General features: G+C 66.3%; 19 protein-coding genes. 11 read left to right on the plus strand and 8 right to left on the minus strand.

Annotated elements, in window-relative coordinates; translation table 11 throughout:
- Positions 1-7: 7 nt before the first annotated feature.
- The 3 genes from BWQ92_RS09550 to glnT are packed head-to-tail and all read right to left on the minus strand — an operon-like array spanning position 8 to position 3,052.
- Positions 8-739, minus strand: coding sequence for a protein glxC (locus BWQ92_RS09550; protein WP_076799306.1), 732 nt, complete (start codon positions 737-739; stop codon positions 8-10).
- A complete protein-coding gene (locus BWQ92_RS09555) occupies positions 727-1,635 on the minus strand; it encodes a glutamine amidotransferase (protein ID WP_076799307.1) in 909 nt (302 codons plus the stop codon). The genes BWQ92_RS09550 and BWQ92_RS09555 overlap by 13 nt, the downstream gene beginning before the upstream one ends.
- A gap of 43 nt (positions 1,636-1,678) precedes the next feature.
- Entirely contained in the window at positions 1,679-3,052 is a 1,374-nt protein-coding gene (gene glnT, locus BWQ92_RS09560; protein WP_076799308.1) for a type III glutamate--ammonia ligase, read from the minus strand.
- A 273-nt stretch (positions 3,053-3,325) separates the two neighbouring features.
- Between glnT and BWQ92_RS09565 the strand changes: the two genes are divergently transcribed.
- Positions 3,326-4,615, plus strand: a complete 1,290-nt coding sequence (locus tag BWQ92_RS09565; RefSeq protein ID WP_076799309.1) for an ammonium transporter — start codon at positions 3,326-3,328, stop codon at positions 4,613-4,615.
- Between the two features lie 46 nt (positions 4,616-4,661).
- Here the strand turns inward: BWQ92_RS09565 and BWQ92_RS09570 are convergent, their stop codons facing one another.
- Positions 4,662-5,429, minus strand: coding sequence for a lytic transglycosylase domain-containing protein (locus BWQ92_RS09570; RefSeq protein WP_076799310.1), 768 nt, complete (start codon positions 5,427-5,429; stop codon positions 4,662-4,664).
- Positions 5,430-5,473: 44 nt separating this feature from the next.
- Positions 5,474-6,691: an integrase catalytic domain-containing protein gene (locus tag BWQ92_RS09575; RefSeq protein WP_216639975.1), complete on the minus strand. Its 1,218-nt coding sequence runs from the start codon at positions 6,689-6,691 to the stop codon at positions 5,474-5,476.
- Positions 6,692-7,067: 376 nt separating this feature from the next.
- Here BWQ92_RS09575 and BWQ92_RS09580 point away from each other — a divergent pair, with 376 nt between their 5' ends.
- The 5 genes from BWQ92_RS09580 (at position 7,068) to BWQ92_RS09600 (ending at position 9,625) form a co-directional block, all read left to right on the plus strand.
- Positions 7,068-7,277, plus strand: coding sequence for a hypothetical protein (locus tag BWQ92_RS09580; RefSeq protein WP_076799311.1), 210 nt, complete (start codon positions 7,068-7,070; stop codon positions 7,275-7,277).
- A gap of 109 nt (positions 7,278-7,386) precedes the next feature.
- Positions 7,387-7,689: a DUF4193 domain-containing protein gene (locus BWQ92_RS09585; RefSeq protein ID WP_076799312.1), complete on the plus strand. Its 303-nt coding sequence runs from the start codon at positions 7,387-7,389 to the stop codon at positions 7,687-7,689.
- Positions 7,690-7,735: 46 nt separating this feature from the next.
- Positions 7,736-8,824, plus strand: coding sequence for a calcium:proton antiporter (locus BWQ92_RS09590; protein ID WP_076799313.1), 1,089 nt, complete (start codon positions 7,736-7,738; stop codon positions 8,822-8,824).
- 30 nt (positions 8,825-8,854) lie between these two features.
- A complete protein-coding gene (locus BWQ92_RS09595) occupies positions 8,855-9,349 on the plus strand; it encodes a MarR family winged helix-turn-helix transcriptional regulator (RefSeq protein WP_076799314.1) in 495 nt (164 codons plus the stop codon).
- 57 nt (positions 9,350-9,406) lie between these two features.
- A complete protein-coding gene (locus BWQ92_RS09600) occupies positions 9,407-9,625 on the plus strand; it encodes a hypothetical protein (protein WP_076803631.1) in 219 nt (72 codons plus the stop codon).
- Positions 9,626-9,695: 70 nt separating this feature from the next.
- Here the strand turns inward: BWQ92_RS09600 and BWQ92_RS09605 are convergent, their stop codons facing one another.
- Complete coding sequence (locus BWQ92_RS09605; RefSeq protein ID WP_083706261.1) at positions 9,696-11,072, minus strand: aspartate aminotransferase family protein; 1,377 nt, start codon at positions 11,070-11,072, stop codon at positions 9,696-9,698.
- A 128-nt stretch (positions 11,073-11,200) separates the two neighbouring features.
- Between BWQ92_RS09605 and BWQ92_RS09610 the strand changes: the two genes are divergently transcribed.
- On the plus strand, positions 11,201-12,748 hold the full coding sequence (locus tag BWQ92_RS09610) for a PucR family transcriptional regulator (protein WP_076799315.1): 1,548 nt from the start codon (positions 11,201-11,203) through the stop codon (positions 12,746-12,748).
- A gap of 135 nt (positions 12,749-12,883) precedes the next feature.
- Here the strand turns inward: BWQ92_RS09610 and BWQ92_RS09615 are convergent, their stop codons facing one another.
- Positions 12,884-14,404 (minus strand): CoA-acylating methylmalonate-semialdehyde dehydrogenase, encoded by a 1,521-nt coding sequence (locus tag BWQ92_RS09615; protein WP_442856753.1) that lies wholly within the window; start codon positions 14,402-14,404, stop codon positions 12,884-12,886.
- A 193-nt stretch (positions 14,405-14,597) separates the two neighbouring features.
- Here BWQ92_RS09615 and BWQ92_RS09620 point away from each other — a divergent pair, with 193 nt between their 5' ends.
- The 3 genes from BWQ92_RS09620 to BWQ92_RS09630 all read left to right on the plus strand — a co-directional run bounded on the left by BWQ92_RS09620 (position 14,598) and on the right by BWQ92_RS09630 (position 16,265).
- The gene (locus BWQ92_RS09620; protein WP_076799316.1) at positions 14,598-14,804 is read left to right on the plus strand and encodes a hypothetical protein; all 207 of its coding nucleotides are present in this window, start codon (positions 14,598-14,600) and stop codon (positions 14,802-14,804) included.
- Between the two features lie 192 nt (positions 14,805-14,996).
- Positions 14,997-15,665: a GntR family transcriptional regulator gene (locus tag BWQ92_RS09625; protein ID WP_236783205.1), complete on the plus strand. Its 669-nt coding sequence runs from the start codon at positions 14,997-14,999 to the stop codon at positions 15,663-15,665.
- A gap of 6 nt (positions 15,666-15,671) precedes the next feature.
- The gene (locus BWQ92_RS09630; RefSeq protein WP_076799318.1) at positions 15,672-16,265 is read left to right on the plus strand and encodes a short chain dehydrogenase; all 594 of its coding nucleotides are present in this window, start codon (positions 15,672-15,674) and stop codon (positions 16,263-16,265) included.
- An 84-nt stretch (positions 16,266-16,349) separates the two neighbouring features.
- On the opposite strand, the gene BWQ92_RS09635 is transcribed toward BWQ92_RS09630, so the two are convergent.
- Positions 16,350-17,813 (minus strand): HNH endonuclease, encoded by a 1,464-nt coding sequence (locus BWQ92_RS09635; RefSeq protein WP_076799319.1) that lies wholly within the window; start codon positions 17,811-17,813, stop codon positions 16,350-16,352.
- A 477-nt stretch (positions 17,814-18,290) separates the two neighbouring features.
- Between BWQ92_RS09635 and BWQ92_RS09640 the strand changes: the two genes are divergently transcribed.
- Positions 18,291-19,139: a substrate-binding periplasmic protein gene (locus BWQ92_RS09640; protein WP_076799320.1), complete on the plus strand. Its 849-nt coding sequence runs from the start codon at positions 18,291-18,293 to the stop codon at positions 19,137-19,139.
- Positions 19,140-19,168: the final 29 nt, after the last annotated feature.

The following is a 19,168-nucleotide window of genomic DNA, read 5'->3' on the forward strand; positions in this document are numbered from 1 at the left end:
TGTCCTTCTAGTAAGACGTCGAGTTGTGGACGCTGAAGTGGTAGAGGTTCCGGGCCGAGCCGTAGCGTTTGAAGTCCGCAGGGTCGTCGGTGCGGCCGGCGGCGGCGAGCAGCCCGGCGAGCTCTTCCAGGTGCTCGGCCTTCATCGGCTTCTCGATGCAGTCAGCGCCCAGGGAAGCGACGGTGCCCTTCACGTAGATGCGGGCTTCGTAAATGGAGTCGCCGAGGGCGTCCCCGGCGTCGCCGCAGACCACAAGCCGGCCGGCCTGGGCCATGAAGGCTGACATGTGGCCGATGTTGCCGCCCACCACGATGTCCACGCCCTTCATGGAGATCCCGCAGCGGGCTCCGGCATTGCCGTCGATCACCACGAGCCCGCCGTGCCCGGTGGCCGCCGCCGACTGGGAGGCATCCCCTTTTACATGGACCTTTCCGGACATGATGTTCTCCGCGAGTCCGACGCCGGCATTGCCGTTGATGGTCACCTCGCCTTTTTGGTGCATCCCGGCGGCGTAATAGCCTGCATGGCCGTTGATGGTGACGGACACCCCGGCATCGATGCCGACGGCGAGGCTGTGCTTGCCCCCAGGGTTCTCGACAGTCCAGGACTGCCCGTCGAGTGCCTCGTGCAGAGCCTGGTTGAGGTCGCGGACGGGGCTGTCTGCGAGGTCCACGAGGGCGGGAAGCTCATCGGTGGCGGCCGGGTAATCCTGCGTCTGGGTTTCGATCAGAGTGACCATGTGTAGACCTTTCCGGGTTCCGGTTCAAAGATGCGGGCTGTGGCTATGCCGGGCAGGGATGCCAGGGCGCGGTATTCGGAAGCCATGGCCACGTAATCGTCCGTTTCGGCGATGATGGCCGGCTTGCAGGCGATGGGGTCGCGGACCACTGCCATGCTGTCGGCGGTGGTGACGACGAGCGTGTAGAAGCCGTCGAACACCTTGCCGAGGCTGGTCAGGGCCTCCTCAAGGGTGTCGCCCTGCTTCAGGCGCGAGGCGATGTAGCGGGCGCCTACTTCGGTGTCGTTGTCCGAGTCGAACACCACGCCTTCGCGCAGCAGGTCCCGGCGGATGGTGGCGTGGTTGGAGAAGGAGCCGTTGTGGACCAGGCACAGGTCGTCGGCAACGGAGAACGGGTGCGAACCGCCGGCCGTGACGGCCGACTCCGTTGCCATCCTGGTGTGGGACAGGCCCTGGCTGCCGGACATGGCCTCCAGCCCGTGCTCCGCGGCGATCTCCATCGGATGGCCCACGCTTTTCATGACGGCCACGTGTTCACCGCGGCCGATGATAGTGGACTCCGGGAGGGTGTCGCGCACTGCCTTAGCAAGCAGCCCGGTGTCGACGGCGGAACTGACGAAGGTCGTATCGCCCACCACTTTCACCGTTGTCCCTGCGGAGGCGGGCAGCAGGTTCTCCAGCGCCGCGGCGATCCCGGCTGCCGGCATGCCCTGGTCCTTGCCCAGCAGGCTGAGCGTGGAGGTGTTGCCGGAAACGAGGCCTGGGGTGTCGTAGACGGCGAGGCCGGCGGAGTCCGGGCCCCGGTCCACGATTTGGCACATCATCGAGGACAGGAGGCTGCCCATCTGGGGGTGCAGCAGGGGGTTGCGCAGCTGCAGCGCGGCGATTCCGCACATTTCAGGGTCCTTTGCTAGGGCTGGTTCTGTTTTGGGATGGAGCTCAGATCGAGGTCAGGTAGGTCCGGATTTCCCAGTCGCTCACCTGGTTGTGCCAGGTGAGGAACTCCTCCTCCTTGGCGTCGGCGTAGTACTTGCCGATCGCCTCGTCCCCGCTGAGGCTGGAGAGGATCACGGGATCCCGCCGCAGGGCTTCGACGGCGTGGAGCAGCGTTGCCGGCAGCAGGTGGGCGTCGGGCCGCGCTTCACCCGGGCCGGAGGGTGCTCCCGGGTCCGTCTCCCTGGCGATGCCGTCCAGGCCGGCCTCGATGGCGGTGGCGATGGCGAGGTAGGGGTTGGCCGAGCCGTCCCCGGAGCGCAGCTCGATCCGCTTTTCATCCGGCACGCGGACCATGTGGGTCCGGTCGTTGCCGCCGAAGGAGGCCTTTCGGGGCGACCACGTTGCGCCGGAAGAGCTGGTGGTGGCACCGGTGCGCTTGTACGAGTTCACTGTGGGAGCGAGGAACGCCTGCAGGGCCGGGGCGTGTTCGAGCAGGCCGCCAATGAAGGAGTAGGCGAGCGCTGACAGCCCAAGGCCGCGGTCGCCGTCGTTCCCGGGGAAGAGGGCGTCAGCCCCTGACCACAGCGACAGGTGGAAGTGCAGGCCCGTGCCGGTGCGGTCGGTGAAGGGCTTGGGCATGAAGGTGGCCGTCATGCCGCGCTGCTCAGCCAGGATGTTCAGGATGTAGCGCAGGGAGACCACGCGGTCCGCAGTAGTCAGCGCGTCCGCATAGTTGAAGTTTTGCTCGAACTGACCGGCGGCGTCCTCGTGGTCACTGGCGTAGTTGCCCCAGCCCAGGCTGTTCATGGCCGTGGAGATGGACGTGAGGTGCTCGTACATGCGGGTGACGCCGCGGGCGTCGTAGCAGGGACGGGGTGAGTCGTCGCGGGTATCGGCGGTGCTGAGGGTGCCGTCGGTGTTCTTGTTGACGAGGAAGTATTCCACCTCGGCGCCGATCTTTGCCTGCATTCCCTTCTCCGCCAGGCGGGCGAGGGTGTTCTTGAGGATGACGCGCGGCGCGTAGGGCCACGGCTTGCCGTCGACGTAGGGATCACAGTGGATCAGTGCGAGCCCTTCCTTGATGAACGGCACGGGGGTGAAGGACGCGAGGTCGGGAACGGCAATGAGGTCGGAATCCTGCGGCTTCTGGCCGATGAGGCCGGCCGCGTAGCCGGCGAAGCCCATGACGCCGGCCTCGAGCTCATCGGCGGCTTCGACGGGCACCAGCTTGGCGCACGGTTTGCCGGTCATGTCCACGAAGGTGGCCAGCAGGAAGCGGACATCATGGGCCTTGGCGATGTCGGCGAGAGCGATCCGGCCCGCTTCCAATGAAATGGCGGGCTCCGTTGCTACTTCAGGTGTTGCGAGGCTTGTCATCGGAACTGTCCTGTTCGGTTCGGTGTTACCTGCAGTGAACGTTGTTGAACCACAGTAGCCAAACCGATGTTACAAAAGCCCACTGGTTTTGTTAAATCTGCAAGACGGGTGAAGGTGCCGATCGCAACGCGAAATTAACGCCAGCGAAACCCGCAGCCGTTCACTGCGGGGAATCATGGTTTCACCTCACTGGCCTGTGTTCACCCTCAAAGATGTGTCCACCCTCAGGAACCGGGCACGACACGCCTCTTTCCGTCCCCGATTGGAGTTTCCATGAATTCTGGAGATGTTGCCTGGATTCTCGCCGCTAGCGCCCTGGTCTGCATGATGATCCCGGCACTTGCCCTGTTTTACGGGGGCATGGTGGGATCCCGGCGGATCCTGAACATGATGATGATGTGTTTCGGCGGCGTCAGCGTCGTCGCCGTCCTTTGGGCGGTGTTCGGCTACTCGATGGTCTTCGGCAATTCCCTTGGCGGAGCCGGCCTGATCGGCGATGCCACCGAGTACCTCGGCCTGGGCCAGCTGCTGGCCGAGGATCCCGACGCCGCGCTACCGCCGGCGCTGTTCGCCGCCTTCCAGCTGTTCTTTGCCGGGATCACCACCGCCATCATCGCCGGTGCCGCGGCCGGCAGGATGAAGTTCGGCGCCTGGATGACCTTCGCGGCCCTGTGGGCCACACTGGTCTACTTCCCGGTGGCCCACTGGGTTTTCGCTTTCAGCTCCGCTGACGGTTCAGTCACCGGCGGCTGGATCGTCAACAACCTCAAGGCAATCGACTTCGCCGGCGGAACCGCCGTGCACATGAACGCCGGAATCGCAGCCCTCGCACTCGCACTGGTCCTGGGACGCAGCGCCGGCTGGCCCAGGAGCGAGCACGTCAGGCCGCACAGCCGCCCGCTGGTGCTGGTGGGAGCAGGACTGCTGTGGGCCGGCTGGTTCGGCTTCAACGCCGGTTCCGCCCTCACAGCCGGGCATTCGGCGTCGGTGGTTTTCCTGAACACAGCCGTGGCCGGCGCCGCCGGCCTGCTTGCCTGGACCCTCGTGGAACGCATCCGGCTCGGCAGCGCCAGCAGTATGGGGGCGGCGTCCGGACTGATTTCGGCCCTCGTGGCCATCACCCCGGCATGCGGTGCGGTGAGCCCGCTCGGGGCACTGGCCATCGGAGTGATCGCCGGGGCCGTCTGCTCCCTGGCCATCGAACTGAAGTTCCGCCTTGGCTTCGACGACTCGCTCGACGTCGTCGGCGTGCACCTCGTCGGCGGCATCATCGGAACCCTGCTGATCGGGCTCTTCGCCACGGACGCCGCTCCGAACAAGGTCAACGGGCTCTTCTACGGCGGAGGCTTTGACCTGCTCGGCACCCAGACGGTCGCAACTTTGGCCACCCTTGCCTACTCCTTTGCCGTCACCTGGGTCATCGCCAAGGTCCTCAACATCGCCGTCGGCCTCCGCATCGACGAAGCGGCCGAACTCCGCGGCATCGACATCGCGGCCCACTCCGAGTCCGCCTACCTGATGGATGAGGAACCCGTGGAACTGGGCTCCCCGCACCGGGGCTGAACCGCATCGCTCCGGAAAAGGGAACATCTTCGTAAGCAGGCCGGGTCTACTTGGTAGGCCCGGCCTGCTCCGCGTATTCAACAGCCTTGCCGCCCACCTGGCTCAGGTATGCCTCGGACTGGTTGTAGGACCAGATGGCGTCGCTCCACCCCTGGGCGGTGGTGAGGTCGCGGCCGCCGGCGCAAAGATAGCCTGCCGCGCTGAGAGCGGCGTCGTCGATGTTGTGCGGGTCCGCCACCCCGTCCCCGTTGGCGTCCTTGCCCGCCAGCTTCCACGTGGAGGGAATGAACTGCATGGGCCCCACGGCGCGGTCCCAAAGGGTATCGCCATCGAGCGAGCCGCCGTCGGTGTCGGCAATGGCGGCAAAGCCATCGCCGTTAAGTCCGGGGCCGACGATCGGGCGCGTCACTTTCCCCGATGCGGTCAGACGGCCGCCGCCCAGGGCGCCGTGGGCGGACTCGACAAACCCGACGGCGGCCACCGTGTTCCAGCCGATTCTGCACCCCGGTGCCGCAGCGTTCGCCATACCGGCCCCGGCAACATACGCGCGGAGCGCCCGGTCAGGAATGCCTGTTTGCGCTGCGGTCCGCGCCAGCCAGCCAGGGTCCACAGTCCTGGTGATGTTCACCGCATGCTGGCTGCCATCTGCCAGCGGCACGAACTTGCCCGCCGATTGCGGCGGCGCCGGACGGTCCGCGTGAATCCCTGCGCCGGAGGTCCCCGCACCGGTCGCGCCGATAAGCCAGAACGCGGACGCCGTGATGGCGCCGAACGCGACAAGGCTGAGGACCGCAAGGCGTTTCAGACGAAGCACGGAACAGCCTAACCCGGGAGCCCCTGAACGCCCGAGGAATCATGTCAAGATGCCCGCCTGGGTTGATTCGTGGAATCATTTGATTTTGCCCGGATGGCGGGCTGCTTCTTGGGGGCTTGCTTGGCGGTGGTCAGGGTCAGGAGCTCTGTGCAGAGGGCCTGGATCTGGCGTTGGATGGCGGCCGGGTTCAGTGGCCGGTTTTCACGTTTCAGGCGGGCTTTGGTGGCTTTGGTGACGGTGCCGGTGTCGGCCAGGACGCGCTGGAACGGGGTGGCGGGCGCGTCGTAGGTCTTGGTGACCTTCGCGCCGGTCCGGACTTTCGCGACGAGTTTTTGCTGGGGTCCGAAGTGGTTGGTCAGCAGCCGCTGGAGCGCCCAGATCCGGTTCAGCAGTTCCAGCTCGCCGGGTGTGTCGTAGCGGTGGTAGCCGACGGTCTGACGGATGACGTGCCAGTTCTTCTGCTCGACATGGGCGCCGTCGTTCTTGTTCCCGGACCGGGACCGGGTGAAGGTCAGTTTCTCCTGCTCACACCAGCGGAAGAGTTCCCAGTTGATGAACTCCGAACCGTTGTCCGAATCGATCCCCAGGATCGGAAACGGGAACGCGGCGGTGGCGTCCTTGATCGCCGCGAAGACCCATTTCTGCGCCTTGTTCCGCACCGACCGGGTCTCCGTCCAACCGGTCGCGATGTCAGTGATATCAAGGGTGAAGCAGAACTCGCCCTGGTTATTGCCGCCCTCGTGGCCGACCAGATCGATCTCCACGAACCCGGGCACCGCATCATCCCACTCGGCCCAGGTCCTCACCGGAATCGAGTCCTTCAGCAGCGTTCCAGGTTTGGTGTGGGACCGGCCGCGGGGCTCCAGTTTCGCCCGGTCGGCCTTGAGCCGGCGGTCGATGGTCGCCGGTGAGATCGTCAGCAGCTGGGCCGCCGTGGCGGCGTCAATGCGGAGCTCTTTAAACCGCCGCAGCCGCGGGACCAGGTCCGGCAGCGCTGCTGCGAGGAGCCGCCCGCAGGGCGTTCCCTGGACCGCCCAGCAGAACCGCAGCGCCTCGATCACCGGTTCCCCGTACAGAGGCGGCCGAGTCGGCCTGGGCAGCACGGCCCTCAGTACCAGCGCCTGCCGCAGGGCCTTGCGGGCGTGGTCGCGGTGCCATCCCGTCGTCGCGCACAGCTCATCGAGAATCTGCTTCTTCACGGCCCGGTCCGAGCGGGCGTAGCGGGTGGCGATGACCTTCGTGACAGCCCTGCGTTCACTCATCGAAAGCTCCATGGCTCACAGTGCCGACACGGCAAACGCCACCCCGGCGGACACGCCGCTACGCGGGCATTCTCAAATGATTCTTCGAATACCGCTACGCGGGCATCTTTCATGAGTCAACGCGCAACGTTGACAAAGTGCCGGGTCCGCCGTTCTACTTTTATGCAGGCACCGAACAAGATGCACGCGAGACAGTATGCGTGGACCGGCTTCATCAGAGCCCCGTGGGGGCGGTGCATCAGCGGCCTACCGGCTGAACATATTGGCGCCCGGCGCAGCTGCGTACGCAGTGATCCCGGAGCGGCCTGCCGCCATTTCCGCGCGCGGCCCACATTTTCTGATAAAGCCCAAATTTTGAACTGCCCGAAGGACACCCATGCCCAGCACCACCCAAACGATCGACATCCAGGTAGACAACCGCAAGGTCCTCGACGAACGGCTGGATGCTGCCGTCAAGTGCCTTCAGGAGGCGGCCATGCTCACCCGAACGCACGGGATCGTCGTTACCCGCAACAGGCCCGGGAGCTACACCGCCGCGCTGTCCGAAGAGGTTCCATTCGGCATGACCCGCGAAGTCATCCTCTAGACTTTGGGGACCTTAACCCGTCCCCGGTTACCGGGAATACCTGGCGGCGCCCGCTCGTTGAGTCCTGCGAATGTGCGCCGTCCGGCGCTCAGCCGAAGGAGTTAAAACCATGGCAACTGACTACGACGCCCCCCGCGTGACCCAAGAGGACCAGCCGGCCAACGAATCCCTGGAGGCCATCCAGTCCCGGCAGGGCGGGTCCCAGACGGCCCTGCTTGACGTGGAGGAAGCCGACACCGCCGAAGGCATCGACCTTCCCGGTGCCGACCTGTCGCACGAAGAGCTGCTGATCCAGGTTGTTCCGGTGCAGGAAGATGAGTTCACCTGCATGTCCTGCTTCCTGGTCCACCACCGCAGCCAGCTCGCGCGCGAAAAGGACGGCAAGAAGTACTGCTCGGAGTGCGAAGGCTAATACCGAAGCTCTAGCACTGCAGGGCCAGCACTGAGAAGATAGCGCTGTGCTGGCCCGGCTCCGATCGTCCTGGACGGCCGTCGTTCCCGTCGTCGGCCTGATCGTGCTGGCCGTGACCTGGGGAGTTTCCCCCGGCCCGGTGCTGGCCACCGTCATTGCGGTGGTCCTGGTGGGCGCCGTCCTGGCGGCGGTGCACCACGCGGAAGTAGTCGCCCAGCGCGTCGGCGAGCCCTTCGGGTCCCTCGTGCTGGCAGTTGCGGTGACTGTCATCGAGGTGGCCCTGATCGTCACGCTGATCGCGTCCGGCGGTGAGGGCAGCCACTCGCTGGCACGGGACACCGTCTTCGCCGCCGTCATGATCACGGCCAACGGCATCGTGGGGATCGCCCTCCTGGTGGGCGCCCGCAGGTACGGCATTCCGCGGTTCAACCCGGAGGGAGCAGGTGCCGCCCTCGCCGTGGTCACCACCCTCGCCACCCTGACACTGGTCCTGCCGACCTTCACGACATCGCGGCCCGGACCTGAGTTTTCTCCCCTGCAGCTGGGCTTCGCCGCCGTGGCGTCGCTGTCCCTCTACGGCGTGTTCGTGCTGACGCAGACCGTCCGCCACCGCCACTTTTTCCTGCCCGTGGTGTCCCCCGGCGACGGCGAGGACGACCTGCACGGCCCCGTCCCCACCAACCGGGCCACCTACATCAGCCTGGCGCTGCTCTGCGCGGCGCTGGTCGCCGTCGTCGGGCTGGCCAAAACCGTATCGCCGGTCATCGAGGCGGGCGTCACCCGCGCCGGGATCCCTGAGTCCTTCGTGGGCGTGGTCATCGCGCTCCTGGTCCTGCTGCCGGAGGGACTCGCCGCCACCCGGGCAGCGTCGCGGAACAGAATCCAGATCAGCCTCAACCTGGCCTACGGCTCGGCAATTGCCAGCATCGGCCTCACGATTCCCGCCATCGCCGTCGCCAGCATCTGGCTGGAGGGCCCGCTGACGCTGGGCCTCGGCGGCACGCAGATCGTCCTGTTCCTGCTGACCGTCATCGTCGGAACACTCACGGTGGTGCCCGGCCGGGCCACCCGCCTGCAGGGAGCCATCCACCTGGTGCTGTTCGCCGCGTTCCTCTTGCTGGCCATGTTCCCGTAGCTGGATTTTGCACTTCGATATCATGGCTTCATGACTTCCCCCTCAGGGAGCGACGAAGACCTCCTGCTCGAGCGGCAGCTCTGTTTCGCTCTCGCTGTCGCCTCGCGCACCGTCATCAGTGCCTACCGGCCGGTGCTGCAGGAACTGAACCTGACCCACCCGCAGTACCTGGTGATGCTTGCGCTGTGGGAAAAGAGCCCGCGTTCCGTCAAGGAAATCAGCGACGCCCTCCTCCTGGTCCCGGCCACCCTGTCCCCGCTGCTCAAGCGGCTCGAAGCCCTGGGCTATGTCACCCGACGCCGCGTTCCCGGGGATGAACGGTCCCTCGCGGTGGGCCTGACACCCGAAGGCACCGCGCTCCGGGACAGGGCCATGGGCGTACCCGGCACCATGCTGGCCAAGCTCGGCCTCAGCCGCGCCCAGGCGGAGGACATCCACGTTGCCATGACCCAGCTCATCGAAGCCGCCCAGGTAGACCACACCCTCCCGGCCGACCCCGACGCGGAAGACCAGGCAACCGCCTGATCCCCCTCCTGGCGCCACCCCTTGCGGCACCTCCGCCGCACCTGCTTCGCTGAGTGCATGACGGACTACGAAGAGAACCCCGACCTGCCCGGCGACCGGCACCTGCGGGAGGATGTGGTGCCCGGCGCCGAGCAGGAGACCGAAGACTCCGACAATAAGCGGTTGCCGCCGGGCCAGACCAACGCGGACCAGCAGGTAGCCGGGCTGGGTGCTGCCACCCACTACGGGGACGCGGCGGATCCCGAAGCCGAGGCCGATGGGAACAAACCCCTTTAGCGTCACTTTCGCCGGGCGGTCACCTCAAAGGTGACCGCCCGGCGTCGTACTTTCCCCTGTTTTCCCCTGGCTAGAGGCCGACGGCGGTGAGCGCCTGGTCGTAGATGTCCAGGGCAGTGGCCACTTCCGCGGGCGTCACGACGGCGGGCGGGACGACGTGGATGCGGTTGTCGGCGATGAAGGGCAGCAGGCCCCGGCGCAGGAGCTCGGCCTTGAGGCGGCCCATGCAGTCGGCAGAGACCGGCTCGCGGGTGGCGCGGTCCTGGACCAGCTCCAGCGCCCAGAAGACGCCGCGGCCGCGGACATCGCCGATGACGTTGTGCTTTTCGGCGAGGGCGCGGAGGCCGGGTTCGAGGTGGTCCCGGCCGATCCGGGCGGCGTTGCCCACGATGTCCTCTTCCTCGAAGGCCTCAATCGAGGCCACCACGGAGGCTGCGGCGAGGGGGTGGCCGGAGTAGGTCAGGCCGCCGGGGAAGACGCGCTCGTCGAAAGTGGCGGCGATCTCGCCGGAGATGATGACGCCGCCCACGGGGACGTAGCCGGAGTTCACGCCCTTGGCGAAGGTGATGAGGTCCGGGGTGACGTTGAACGCGTCGAGGGCGAACCAGTCGCCGGTGCGCCCGAAGCCGGCCATGACCTCGTCCAGGATCATCACGATGCCGTACTCGTCGCACAGTGCGCGGACGCCTTCGAGGTAGCCGGGCGTGGGAACCAGGATGCCGGCCGTGCCGGGGACGGTTTCGAGCAGGACCGCGGCAACGGACTGCGGACCTTCGGCCTGGATGACGCGGCGCAGGTGGTGCAGGGCGCGCTCGGTTTCCTGTTCCGGGGTTTCGGCCCAGAACTCGGAGCGGTAGAGGTACGGACCAAAGACGTGGACGTGGCCGCGGGCATATTCGTTGGGGATGCGGCGCCAGTCTCCTGTGGCCACGATCGCGGAGCCCGTGTTGCCGTGGTAGGAGCGGTAGCGGGAGATGACCTTGTCGCGGCCGGTGTGCAGCCGGGCCATGCGGATGGCGTTTTCATTCGCGTCGGCGCCGCCGTTGGTGAAGAAGACCTTCTCCATGTTGGCGGGGGCGTGGGACAGGATCTTGGCCGCTGCCGTGGCCCGGACGTGGTTGGCGTGAGCTGGCGCGACGGTGGCCAGGCTGGTTGCCTGCTGGGCGATGGCCGCGATGACCTTGGGGTGCTGGTGCCCGATGTTGGTGTTGACCAGCTGGCTGGAGAAGTCCAGATAGGTGTTGCCGTCGTGGTCCCAGACGGTGCTGCCGGACCCGCCGGCGATCGCCATCGGGTTGAGGGACTTCTGTGCCGACCAGGAGTGGAAGACATTCGCCCGGTCCAGGGCGACGACGTCGGCGTTGCTGATGGTGCCGCGGCTGACGGTGCCGCGGCTGACGGCTGCGCTGGTGACTGCGGAGTCCAGGGTTGCCTGGCTGGCGACCATGACGGTTCCTCTCGGTGGAAGGATTGGGAAGTTCCTTCATCATCCGGTTCCCAGCCGCCGCAACCCCATATACCTTTGTACAATCAGTCCCATCCTGTTCGATGTTTTCACATCCCTGGGGGTCCGGCATGCCGCCAAGCCTGAACGTCCTCCTCCGCAGCCGCGCGCTGAAGCTCCGCCTCGTCGTGCCCGACGCCGGATCCGCCCAGCTGGACGAGCCGGTCAGCTGGGTCCACAGCTCCGATCTGGAGGACCCCACGCCGTTCCTCGACGCCGGACAGCTGCTGCTCACCGACGGGACCCAGTTCCCGGTGGAGGGAGAGTTCCGCAAGGGGTATGAGGAGTACGTGGAGCGCCTGGTGGGGCACGGCATCGCGGGCCTCGGCTTCGCCACACAGGTTATCCACGGGACACTGCCGCCGGCGCTGGAGGAAGCCTGCCGGAACCACGGGCTGCCGTTGCTGGAGGTCCCGGACAGGACGCCGTTCATCGCGATCATCCGCATGGTGGCTGATTACCTGGCCAAGGAGGAGCACGCCCGCGCGGAATGGTCGCTGCAGGCACAGCGGGCCATCTCCCGCGCAGCCCTCCGCCCTGACGGGCTGACCTCGATTCTCGGCGAGCTGGAACGCCAGCTGCACAGCTGGGTGGCGCTCTACGATGCTGCCGGCAACTATGTCCGGATGCCCAGGAACCGGCCGGTTCCTTCCGATATCGCCGGCGAAGTCACGGCGAAGGTCCGTCATGCCCTGGACCTGGGGACGCGGTCCGCCTCGCACCTGGAGATCGCCGGCCAGTCGGTGACGCTGCAGACCCTCGGCCGGAAGGGCAGCCTTCGCGGTGCCCTGGTGCTGGGTGCCATCGAGCCGCTGGACCCGGCCAGGACGGACATCGTCAACAGCGTGATCGGCCTGGCCAGCCTGGCGCTCGAGCAGGCCCGCACCCTGGACACGGCCCGCAGGCACCTCCGCGCGGGCGTCTTCGAGCAGCTGCTGGCAGGCAGCACCGACGTCGCGGTCAGAACGGCGAGGCAGGTGTGGGGCCAGCTGCCGCGGGAGCCGTTGCTCGTGACCGCTTCACGGCAGGAGAATCCGGCGCCGAACCTGCTCGAGGCACTGGAACTGCTCGCCGATGACCACCGGGGCGCCGTGTTCTACGCCCTGCGCGGTGACCTTTTGGTGGTCCTGGCCGGGCGGCAGCACCAGGACAAGGTCGTGGAACTGCTGCAGCGGCACGGCGCCTGCGGCATCTCCTCCGAGACCGCCATGGAGGCTCTTCCCGGCGCTCTTGAGGAAGCCAGCCGGGCGCTGCGGCGCGCGGCGGAGCTGGGGAGGGGCGCCGTCGAGTTTTCCGAACTGTCCGACGGCGGGATGCTGGGTTTGCTGCGTGAGGAAAAGGCCGGGCCTGTGGCCCGGGGGCTCCTGCAGCCGCTCATCGCTCATGATGCGGCGGAGCAGACGGAGCTGCTGGCGACAGTGCGGGAATGGTTTGCGAACGACTGCGTGTGGGACAAGACCGCCCGGCGCCTCGGCGTCCACCGCCACACCCTGCGGAACCGGGTGGACGCCGCCGGGCGGATCCTGGGCCTGAACCTGGACGGCATGCGCGACCGGCTGGAGCTGTTCGCCGCGGTGCAGTTCCTGGAGGAGCGACAGGCGGGAACCGGTAATAAGTGATAGAGGGTCAGGGGGAAACCGGTAATAAGTGATAGAGCGTCAGGAGGGGCAGGACCCTTCCCGACGCTCACTCACGTTATGCGGGTTTTCCCCCAACGCTCTCTCACATCCTGCGGGGTTTTCCCGTTCGCTCTATCAGTTCTGCGGGAAGCCGAGGTTGATGCCGCCGTGGCTGGGGTCGAGCCAGCGGGAGGTGATGGCCTTTTCGCGGGTGAAGAACTGGAAGCCCTGCAGGCCGTAGGCCTTGGAGCTGCCGAAGATGGAGTCCTTGAAGCCGCCGAAGGAGTAGTACGCCACCGGCACGGGGATGGGGACGTTGATGCCCACCATGCCCACCTCGACCTCGTTTTGGAAGCGGCGGGCCGCGCCGCCGTCGTTGGTGAAGATCGCGGTGCCGTTGCCGAACGCGCCGGAGTTGATCAGGTCCAGGCCCTCCTCGTAACTGCGGACGCGGACCACGGCAAGCACCGGACCGAAAATCTCCTCGGTGTAGACGCGGGAGGTGACCGGAACGTCGTCGATCAGGGTGGGGCCGAGCCAGAAGCCGTTCTCGTCGCCGTCGACGTTGATGCCGCGGCCGTCCACCACCACCTTGGCGCCGTCCTCGATGGCGACGTCGATGTAGGAGGCCACCTTGTCGCGGTGCTGCCTGGTGACCAGCGGGCCCATGTCGCAATTGCGGCGGCCGTCACCGATGCGCAGCGTGGCCATCCGGGAGGTGATCTTTTCGATCAGTTCGTCGGCGACGGGCTCGACGGCGACCACGACGCTGATGGCCATGCAGCGTTCACCGGCGGAACCGAAGCCGGCGTTGATGGCGGCGTCGGCGGTCAGCTCAAGGTCGGCGTCGGGCAGGACCAGCATGTGGTTCTTGGCCCCGCCGAGCGCCTGGACGCGCTTGCCATTGCGGGCAGCGGTCTCGTAGATGTACTGCGCGATCGGGGTGGAACCGACGAAGGAGATGGCCTTGACGTCGGGGTGTTCCAGGAGGCCGTCGACGGCCTCCTTGTCGCCGTGCAGGACGTTGAAGACGCCGTCGGGCAGCCCTGCCTCGGTGAACAGCTCGGCGAGCCAGTTGGCCGCCGTCGGGTCCTTTTCGCTGGGCTTGAGGACCACGGCGTTGCCGGCGGCGATGGCGATCGGCAGGAACCACAGCGGCACCATGGCCGGGAAGTTGAACGGGCTGATGATGCCCACAACGCCCAGCGGTGACTTGGTGGAGTAGACGTCCACGCCGCTGGAGACGTTCTCGGAGTGCTCGCCCTTGATCAGGTGCGGGAAGCCGGTGGCCAGCTCCACAACCTCAAGGCCGCGGGTGATTTCACCCAGCGCGTCCGAGAGGACCTTGCCGTGCTCGGCCGTGATGATCTGGGCGAGCTCGCCCTTGCGCTCGTTCAAGAGTTCGCGGAAGCGGAAGATGATCTGCTGGCGCTTGGTGATGGACAGGTCGCGCCAGGCCGGAAAGGCCTTCTGCGCGGATGAGACGGCAGCCTCGATGTCGGCGGCGTTGGCCAGCGCAACCCGCTTGGTCTCGATGCCCCGGGCGGGATCGAAGACCGGCGCGGTGCGGTCACCGGACGAGAGGGCTTCTTCTCCGCCGATCCAGTGGGACAGCACGGGAAGTTCCTGGTTTTCGGACACGCTGTTTTCGGACACGCTTCTTCTCGCTTTCGGGATTGGTGGCAGGGGCGCCGTAGCGGCTTGCTAGCCACCGTAGCCGGGCGGCGGACCGGCGAAGGCGCGACATTTGTCAAGCACGCTGCCTCCGGATCGACACTTGTACACGCCCGACGGCGGGATCCCCGGTTCTAGATTGAGTGGCACCAGCACTTCCACACAGGAGTCCCCCATGAAACCCCGCACCGCCCAGCCCGCCTCCACCCAGGATCCTGCCGCTGTCCGCACCGGAGAACATTGCCCCCGGACCGGTTGGTGGTACCCGCTGCAGGCCGAACCCGCCACCCCCGCCCAGACTCCAAGGTTCGTGGGGCAGGGAAGCGTCATGCCGGCGGCCGGCGGCTTCCCCTCCCTCTGGCTGCCGAGCCAGGCCGCCTGACGGACCCCCCTGTCCGGCTGGGATCCGGCCAAGTCCTGGTGCAAAAGTCCCCCAGCCATTTACGTGTGCGCATGGAACAGCTAGACTTTGTCAGACAATCTGCACAAACAAGGCAGATCAAAAACCTAGCAATTGGGGAAGCGCATGGCGGAAACGCACCTGTCACCCGAGTCGATGTCCCTGCCTGTGAGAATGTCGCCCGTGGCTTCTGTTTCCCGCCGGGACGGCGTGGTCAACGAGATTCGCCGGGCGGTGGTGCTGGGCACCATCAAGCCCGGGGAGAAGCTCACCGAAGTGCAGCTGTCCGAGTGGCTCAATGTCAGCCGGCCCACCGTCCGCGAGGCACTCAACCAGATGGCACAGGAAGGCCTCCTGGTGCAGGAGCCCTACCGCGGACTCCGCGTGGCCTCCCTCGACACGGCGGCCATCATGGATCTGGCCAACACCCGCATGGCCCTGGACATGCTCGCGGTCACCGCGATCATCGAAGACGAAACCGGGCGCCGGATGCGCATGGTTGAGGAAAGCTGGGCCGAGTACAGCCGCGTGGAGATGGACCCGGACCCGGTTGTGCGGCACGAAAGCCACGTGGCCTTCCACCGCAAGCTCTGGGCCGCGTCCGAGAACGCGCTGCTGCTGCGTCTTTGGCCCGTCACCGAAGCCCACGTCACCATCATCCTCGCCCAGGACCAGGCCACCCGCGCGGACCCCGTCCGCGCCCACCGCGTGCACGAGAAGCTCGTGAAGGCCATTCGGACCAAGGACCTTGAGGTCATCCGGAAGGCCTTCACCGAACACACCATCGACAGCGCGAAGGAACTCATCGCGCTGCTGGACGCACAGAACGAGCAGAAGGAGTAACTGCCCATGAAGATCCTCATTGTCGGCGCAAATGGCCTGCTCGGTTCCGCAGCGGTCGCAGCACTCAAGGGACGGCACGAGGTCATTCAAGCCTCCCGCTCGAGCGACGTCAGCGTGGACCTGGCCGAACCCGATTCGATCCGGCGCATGTTCGACCAGGTGGGCACGGTGGATGCCGTCATCTCCTGCACGGGGTCGGTTCCCTTCAAGCCGCTCTCCGAGCTCACGGACAAGGACTTCAGGGCCAGCTTCGAGGATAAGGTCCTCGGCCAGGTCAACCTGGTGCAGCTTGGCGCCGAGTACATCTCCGACGGCGGCTCCTTCACGCTGACCAGCGGTGTCCTCGCCCGCGAGCCCATCCTGACCGGAGCCGCGGCCTCACTGGCCAACGGCGCGCTGGAGTCGTTCGTGATGGCGGCCGCCGCCGAGTTGCCGAGGGGCATCCGCATCAACGCCGTCAGCCCCACGGTCCTGGCCGAGGCTTCCGGCTATCACGAGTTCTTCCCCGGATTCTCGCAGGTGCCCGCTGACGAGGTCGGCCGCGCCTATGTGAAGTCGGTGGAGGGCATCCAGACCGGGCAGGTCTTCGCGCTGGACTAAGCACCTACAAACACAGGCGGCACCGCCCCCGGGGCGCCTTGACGCGAGGCACCCGGGCTGAGTGGCGCCCAGAACCCCCGCCGCCTAAAACGGCGGGGGCTCCGGCTGCTGGACCGGATACGCTGCCCTGCCGACGTCCGCCGGTTCAGTCCTGTAGTTCCGGCCCAGGGGTGACTGCCACTCAAGGTCCCCGCTTGGAGACAACTGCCTGTAGCTCCACGCGCCGATGGACTTCAGCGCGTGGTGCTCTCGGCAGAGCATAGCCAGGTTGCCGGCATCGGTAGTACCGCCATCCTGCCACTCGATGGTGTGATCCGGTTCGCAGACGATGGCCCGGCGCGTGCAGCCCGGGAACCGGCAGGTCCCGTCACGGCAATGCAGGTACCGGCGAAGCGCCTTCGGTGGGCGGTAGACGGTGCGGCCCATGCCGAGGGCCTGGCCCGTAGTGAAATCCGTGAAAAGCCGCTGCCATGTAGGCGCGATGGCCGCCAAGCGGCAGGCCGTTGCAGCATCGATGGGGCCATACCCTTCGAGTTCAGCCATACCGGATTCGGCGGGTTCAGCTGATTCGGCACCAAGTACATCGCCGCCGGGCACGATCCTGGCGCCCAGGACGGACCCGACAGGGATAGTCACCACGACCTCGGCGCGGAATGCCGAGGACCCTGTGTCATCAGATCCACCAACAACTGTGTCAGGTCCACCAAAAAGCCGGTAAGCGAGCGCATCCGCCCTGAGCTCCGACAGCGTGCTGGAATCTGACGCAGGATGCGGCGCAGGAGCACCTCCGAGCTCCGCGGCCCGCGCGCTGGCCTGCCGGGCGTCACGGTCGAGTCCGTTGAAAATGGCCATCCCGACTTCCGCCGGAAGAAACGCGGAAAGCGTGCACATGCCGTCCGGCTCGGCCCTGAACCAAACGCCGCGCTCACGCTGGGCGGCTTCCTTGCGGGCAATGAGGCTTTCAGGGTGAAGTCGCTCGCGCAGCCGGCGCAGGCATGCTCGCAATTCGGATGGCGTGCGACGTCTGCCATGCCGCGTCAGCGTGCGCTGCAGGGCCATAGTGGCGAATTTTTCGGCCTGCCCGGCCGGGAGGGAGCGGGCCTGGTCGAGAATGATCCGGGCGTGCACCTCGGAGATCTCCCCGGCCTCGACCGCCTCGAGGACTCCCCACTGGGACGCCGCAAGATCCCCGGCATCATGCAGCAAGCCCGCGGCCGTGGCTTCCGTCAGAGCGCAGGCCGTGGACACTTCGGAGACGGCCAGCGCATGGGCCTCGTCCCCGGCGAACCGCACCGGTTGGTTCTCTTTCCGCCGGGGAGATTCTTCACCGATCGCTTCTTCGACCCGGGCCAGGGCACTCATTTTCTGTGCTGTTGCCCAGGCAATGAGCCTGTCGGTCGATTCCACCACGCTGAGCGCATCGTCGGCAGAGAGGAAGGATGGAAGCGGCAAGCTCACCGTGCCAACCAACGGCGAATCCTCCTGGTCCGTGAAGTCGACAGCCGGAACCCACGCATCGTCATCCGCCACGAATACCTGGTCTTCCACGCCTGCCCCTTCCCGGAATCCTTGCCCCGAACTGTGCGGGACTATCGCCTGCCTGACACTTTCAGACTAGGGCGAGGGTCTGACATTTAGAGTGCGTGCGGGCATCGGGCAGTCGACAGGACGGCAACTTCCCGGCAGGCAACGGGAAATTTACATTTGCCCGCAATCTCACCACCTTTGTGACGCCGCTCCGGGAAATAGCGGGACCCAGATTTCCGCAATATTTCCTGCTAACCCAGACCCCTCGAAAAAACCACTGGACGTGGCCGGGGTCACAGCGCTACTGTTGAACCAGCACGCAGATTGTTTGACAATAAAACAACCAAACCACAACGGCGGGATTCGTTCAGGCCGCCCTTACCTCCCCCACCGGCAGCACCCGACGCCGCCGGCCACAAAATTCCTTCGAGCTGCGGACGGCCCCTTGATGCCGCTGCCAGCCCGGTAACCCCATTCCCGTAAAAGAGGGTTTAAACCATGACCAAAACAAGCAAGATCGTCCTTGCTGTCCTCGCCATCGCCATACTGTCCGCAGCCGCGGGCTTCTTCGGCAGCGGCTTCCGCGGCAACAGCGCCTCGGCTTCCACCGGATCGGCACAGGGCACATTCATCGAGGAAATCAAGAAGCGCGGCGAGCTTCGCGTAGGCGTTGCAATCGCTCCCCCGATGACTGTCCAGCAGGCTGACGGCACGCTGGGCGGCCCCAACCTCATTCCGCTGGAGGAACTGGCTAAGCAGCTCGGCGTGAAGCTGGTGCCGGTTGCGGCGGAGTGGAAGAACATCGTGGCCGGCCTGCAGGCCAACCGCTACGACTTCGCAGCAAACCTGGACTACACCGTGGAGCGGTCACTGGCGATCTCCTTCACGAACCCCGTCTACGAGTACCCCGGCGTGTTCGTGGTGAAGGCCAACTCGTCGCACACGACCTCTGAGCAGATCCTCCAAAGCGGCGGCCAGATCGCAACTGCACAGGGCGCAGCCCCGGAGGCCACGCTGAAGGGCCTGACCTCCAAGATCATGCCCATGGATTCCTACTCGAACGCCATCTCCGCCATTCAGGCAGGCCGGGCGGTCGCAGAATTCACAGACCTCCCAACCGCTGAATCCCAGGCCCAGGCGGACAAGACACTGAAGATTGTGGTGCCGGATCCGGAGATCTACTCGGGCACAGCTGCCTACGGTGTACCGGCCGGCATCGACGCCCGTTCCATGCAGATCGTGAACATCGCCATCGAGCGCGCGCAGAAGAGCGGCAAGCTCACCCAGGCCTACGCCAAGGTCAACTACTTCGAGGTGGACAACCTCGGCGACCTGAAGAAGAAGTGACCTCTCAAGAAGTCACCGGGCAAGTCGCC

It is taken from the genome of Arthrobacter sp. QXT-31 (genome assembly GCF_001969265.1).
GTDB lineage: Bacteria > Actinomycetota > Actinomycetes > Actinomycetales > Micrococcaceae > Arthrobacter.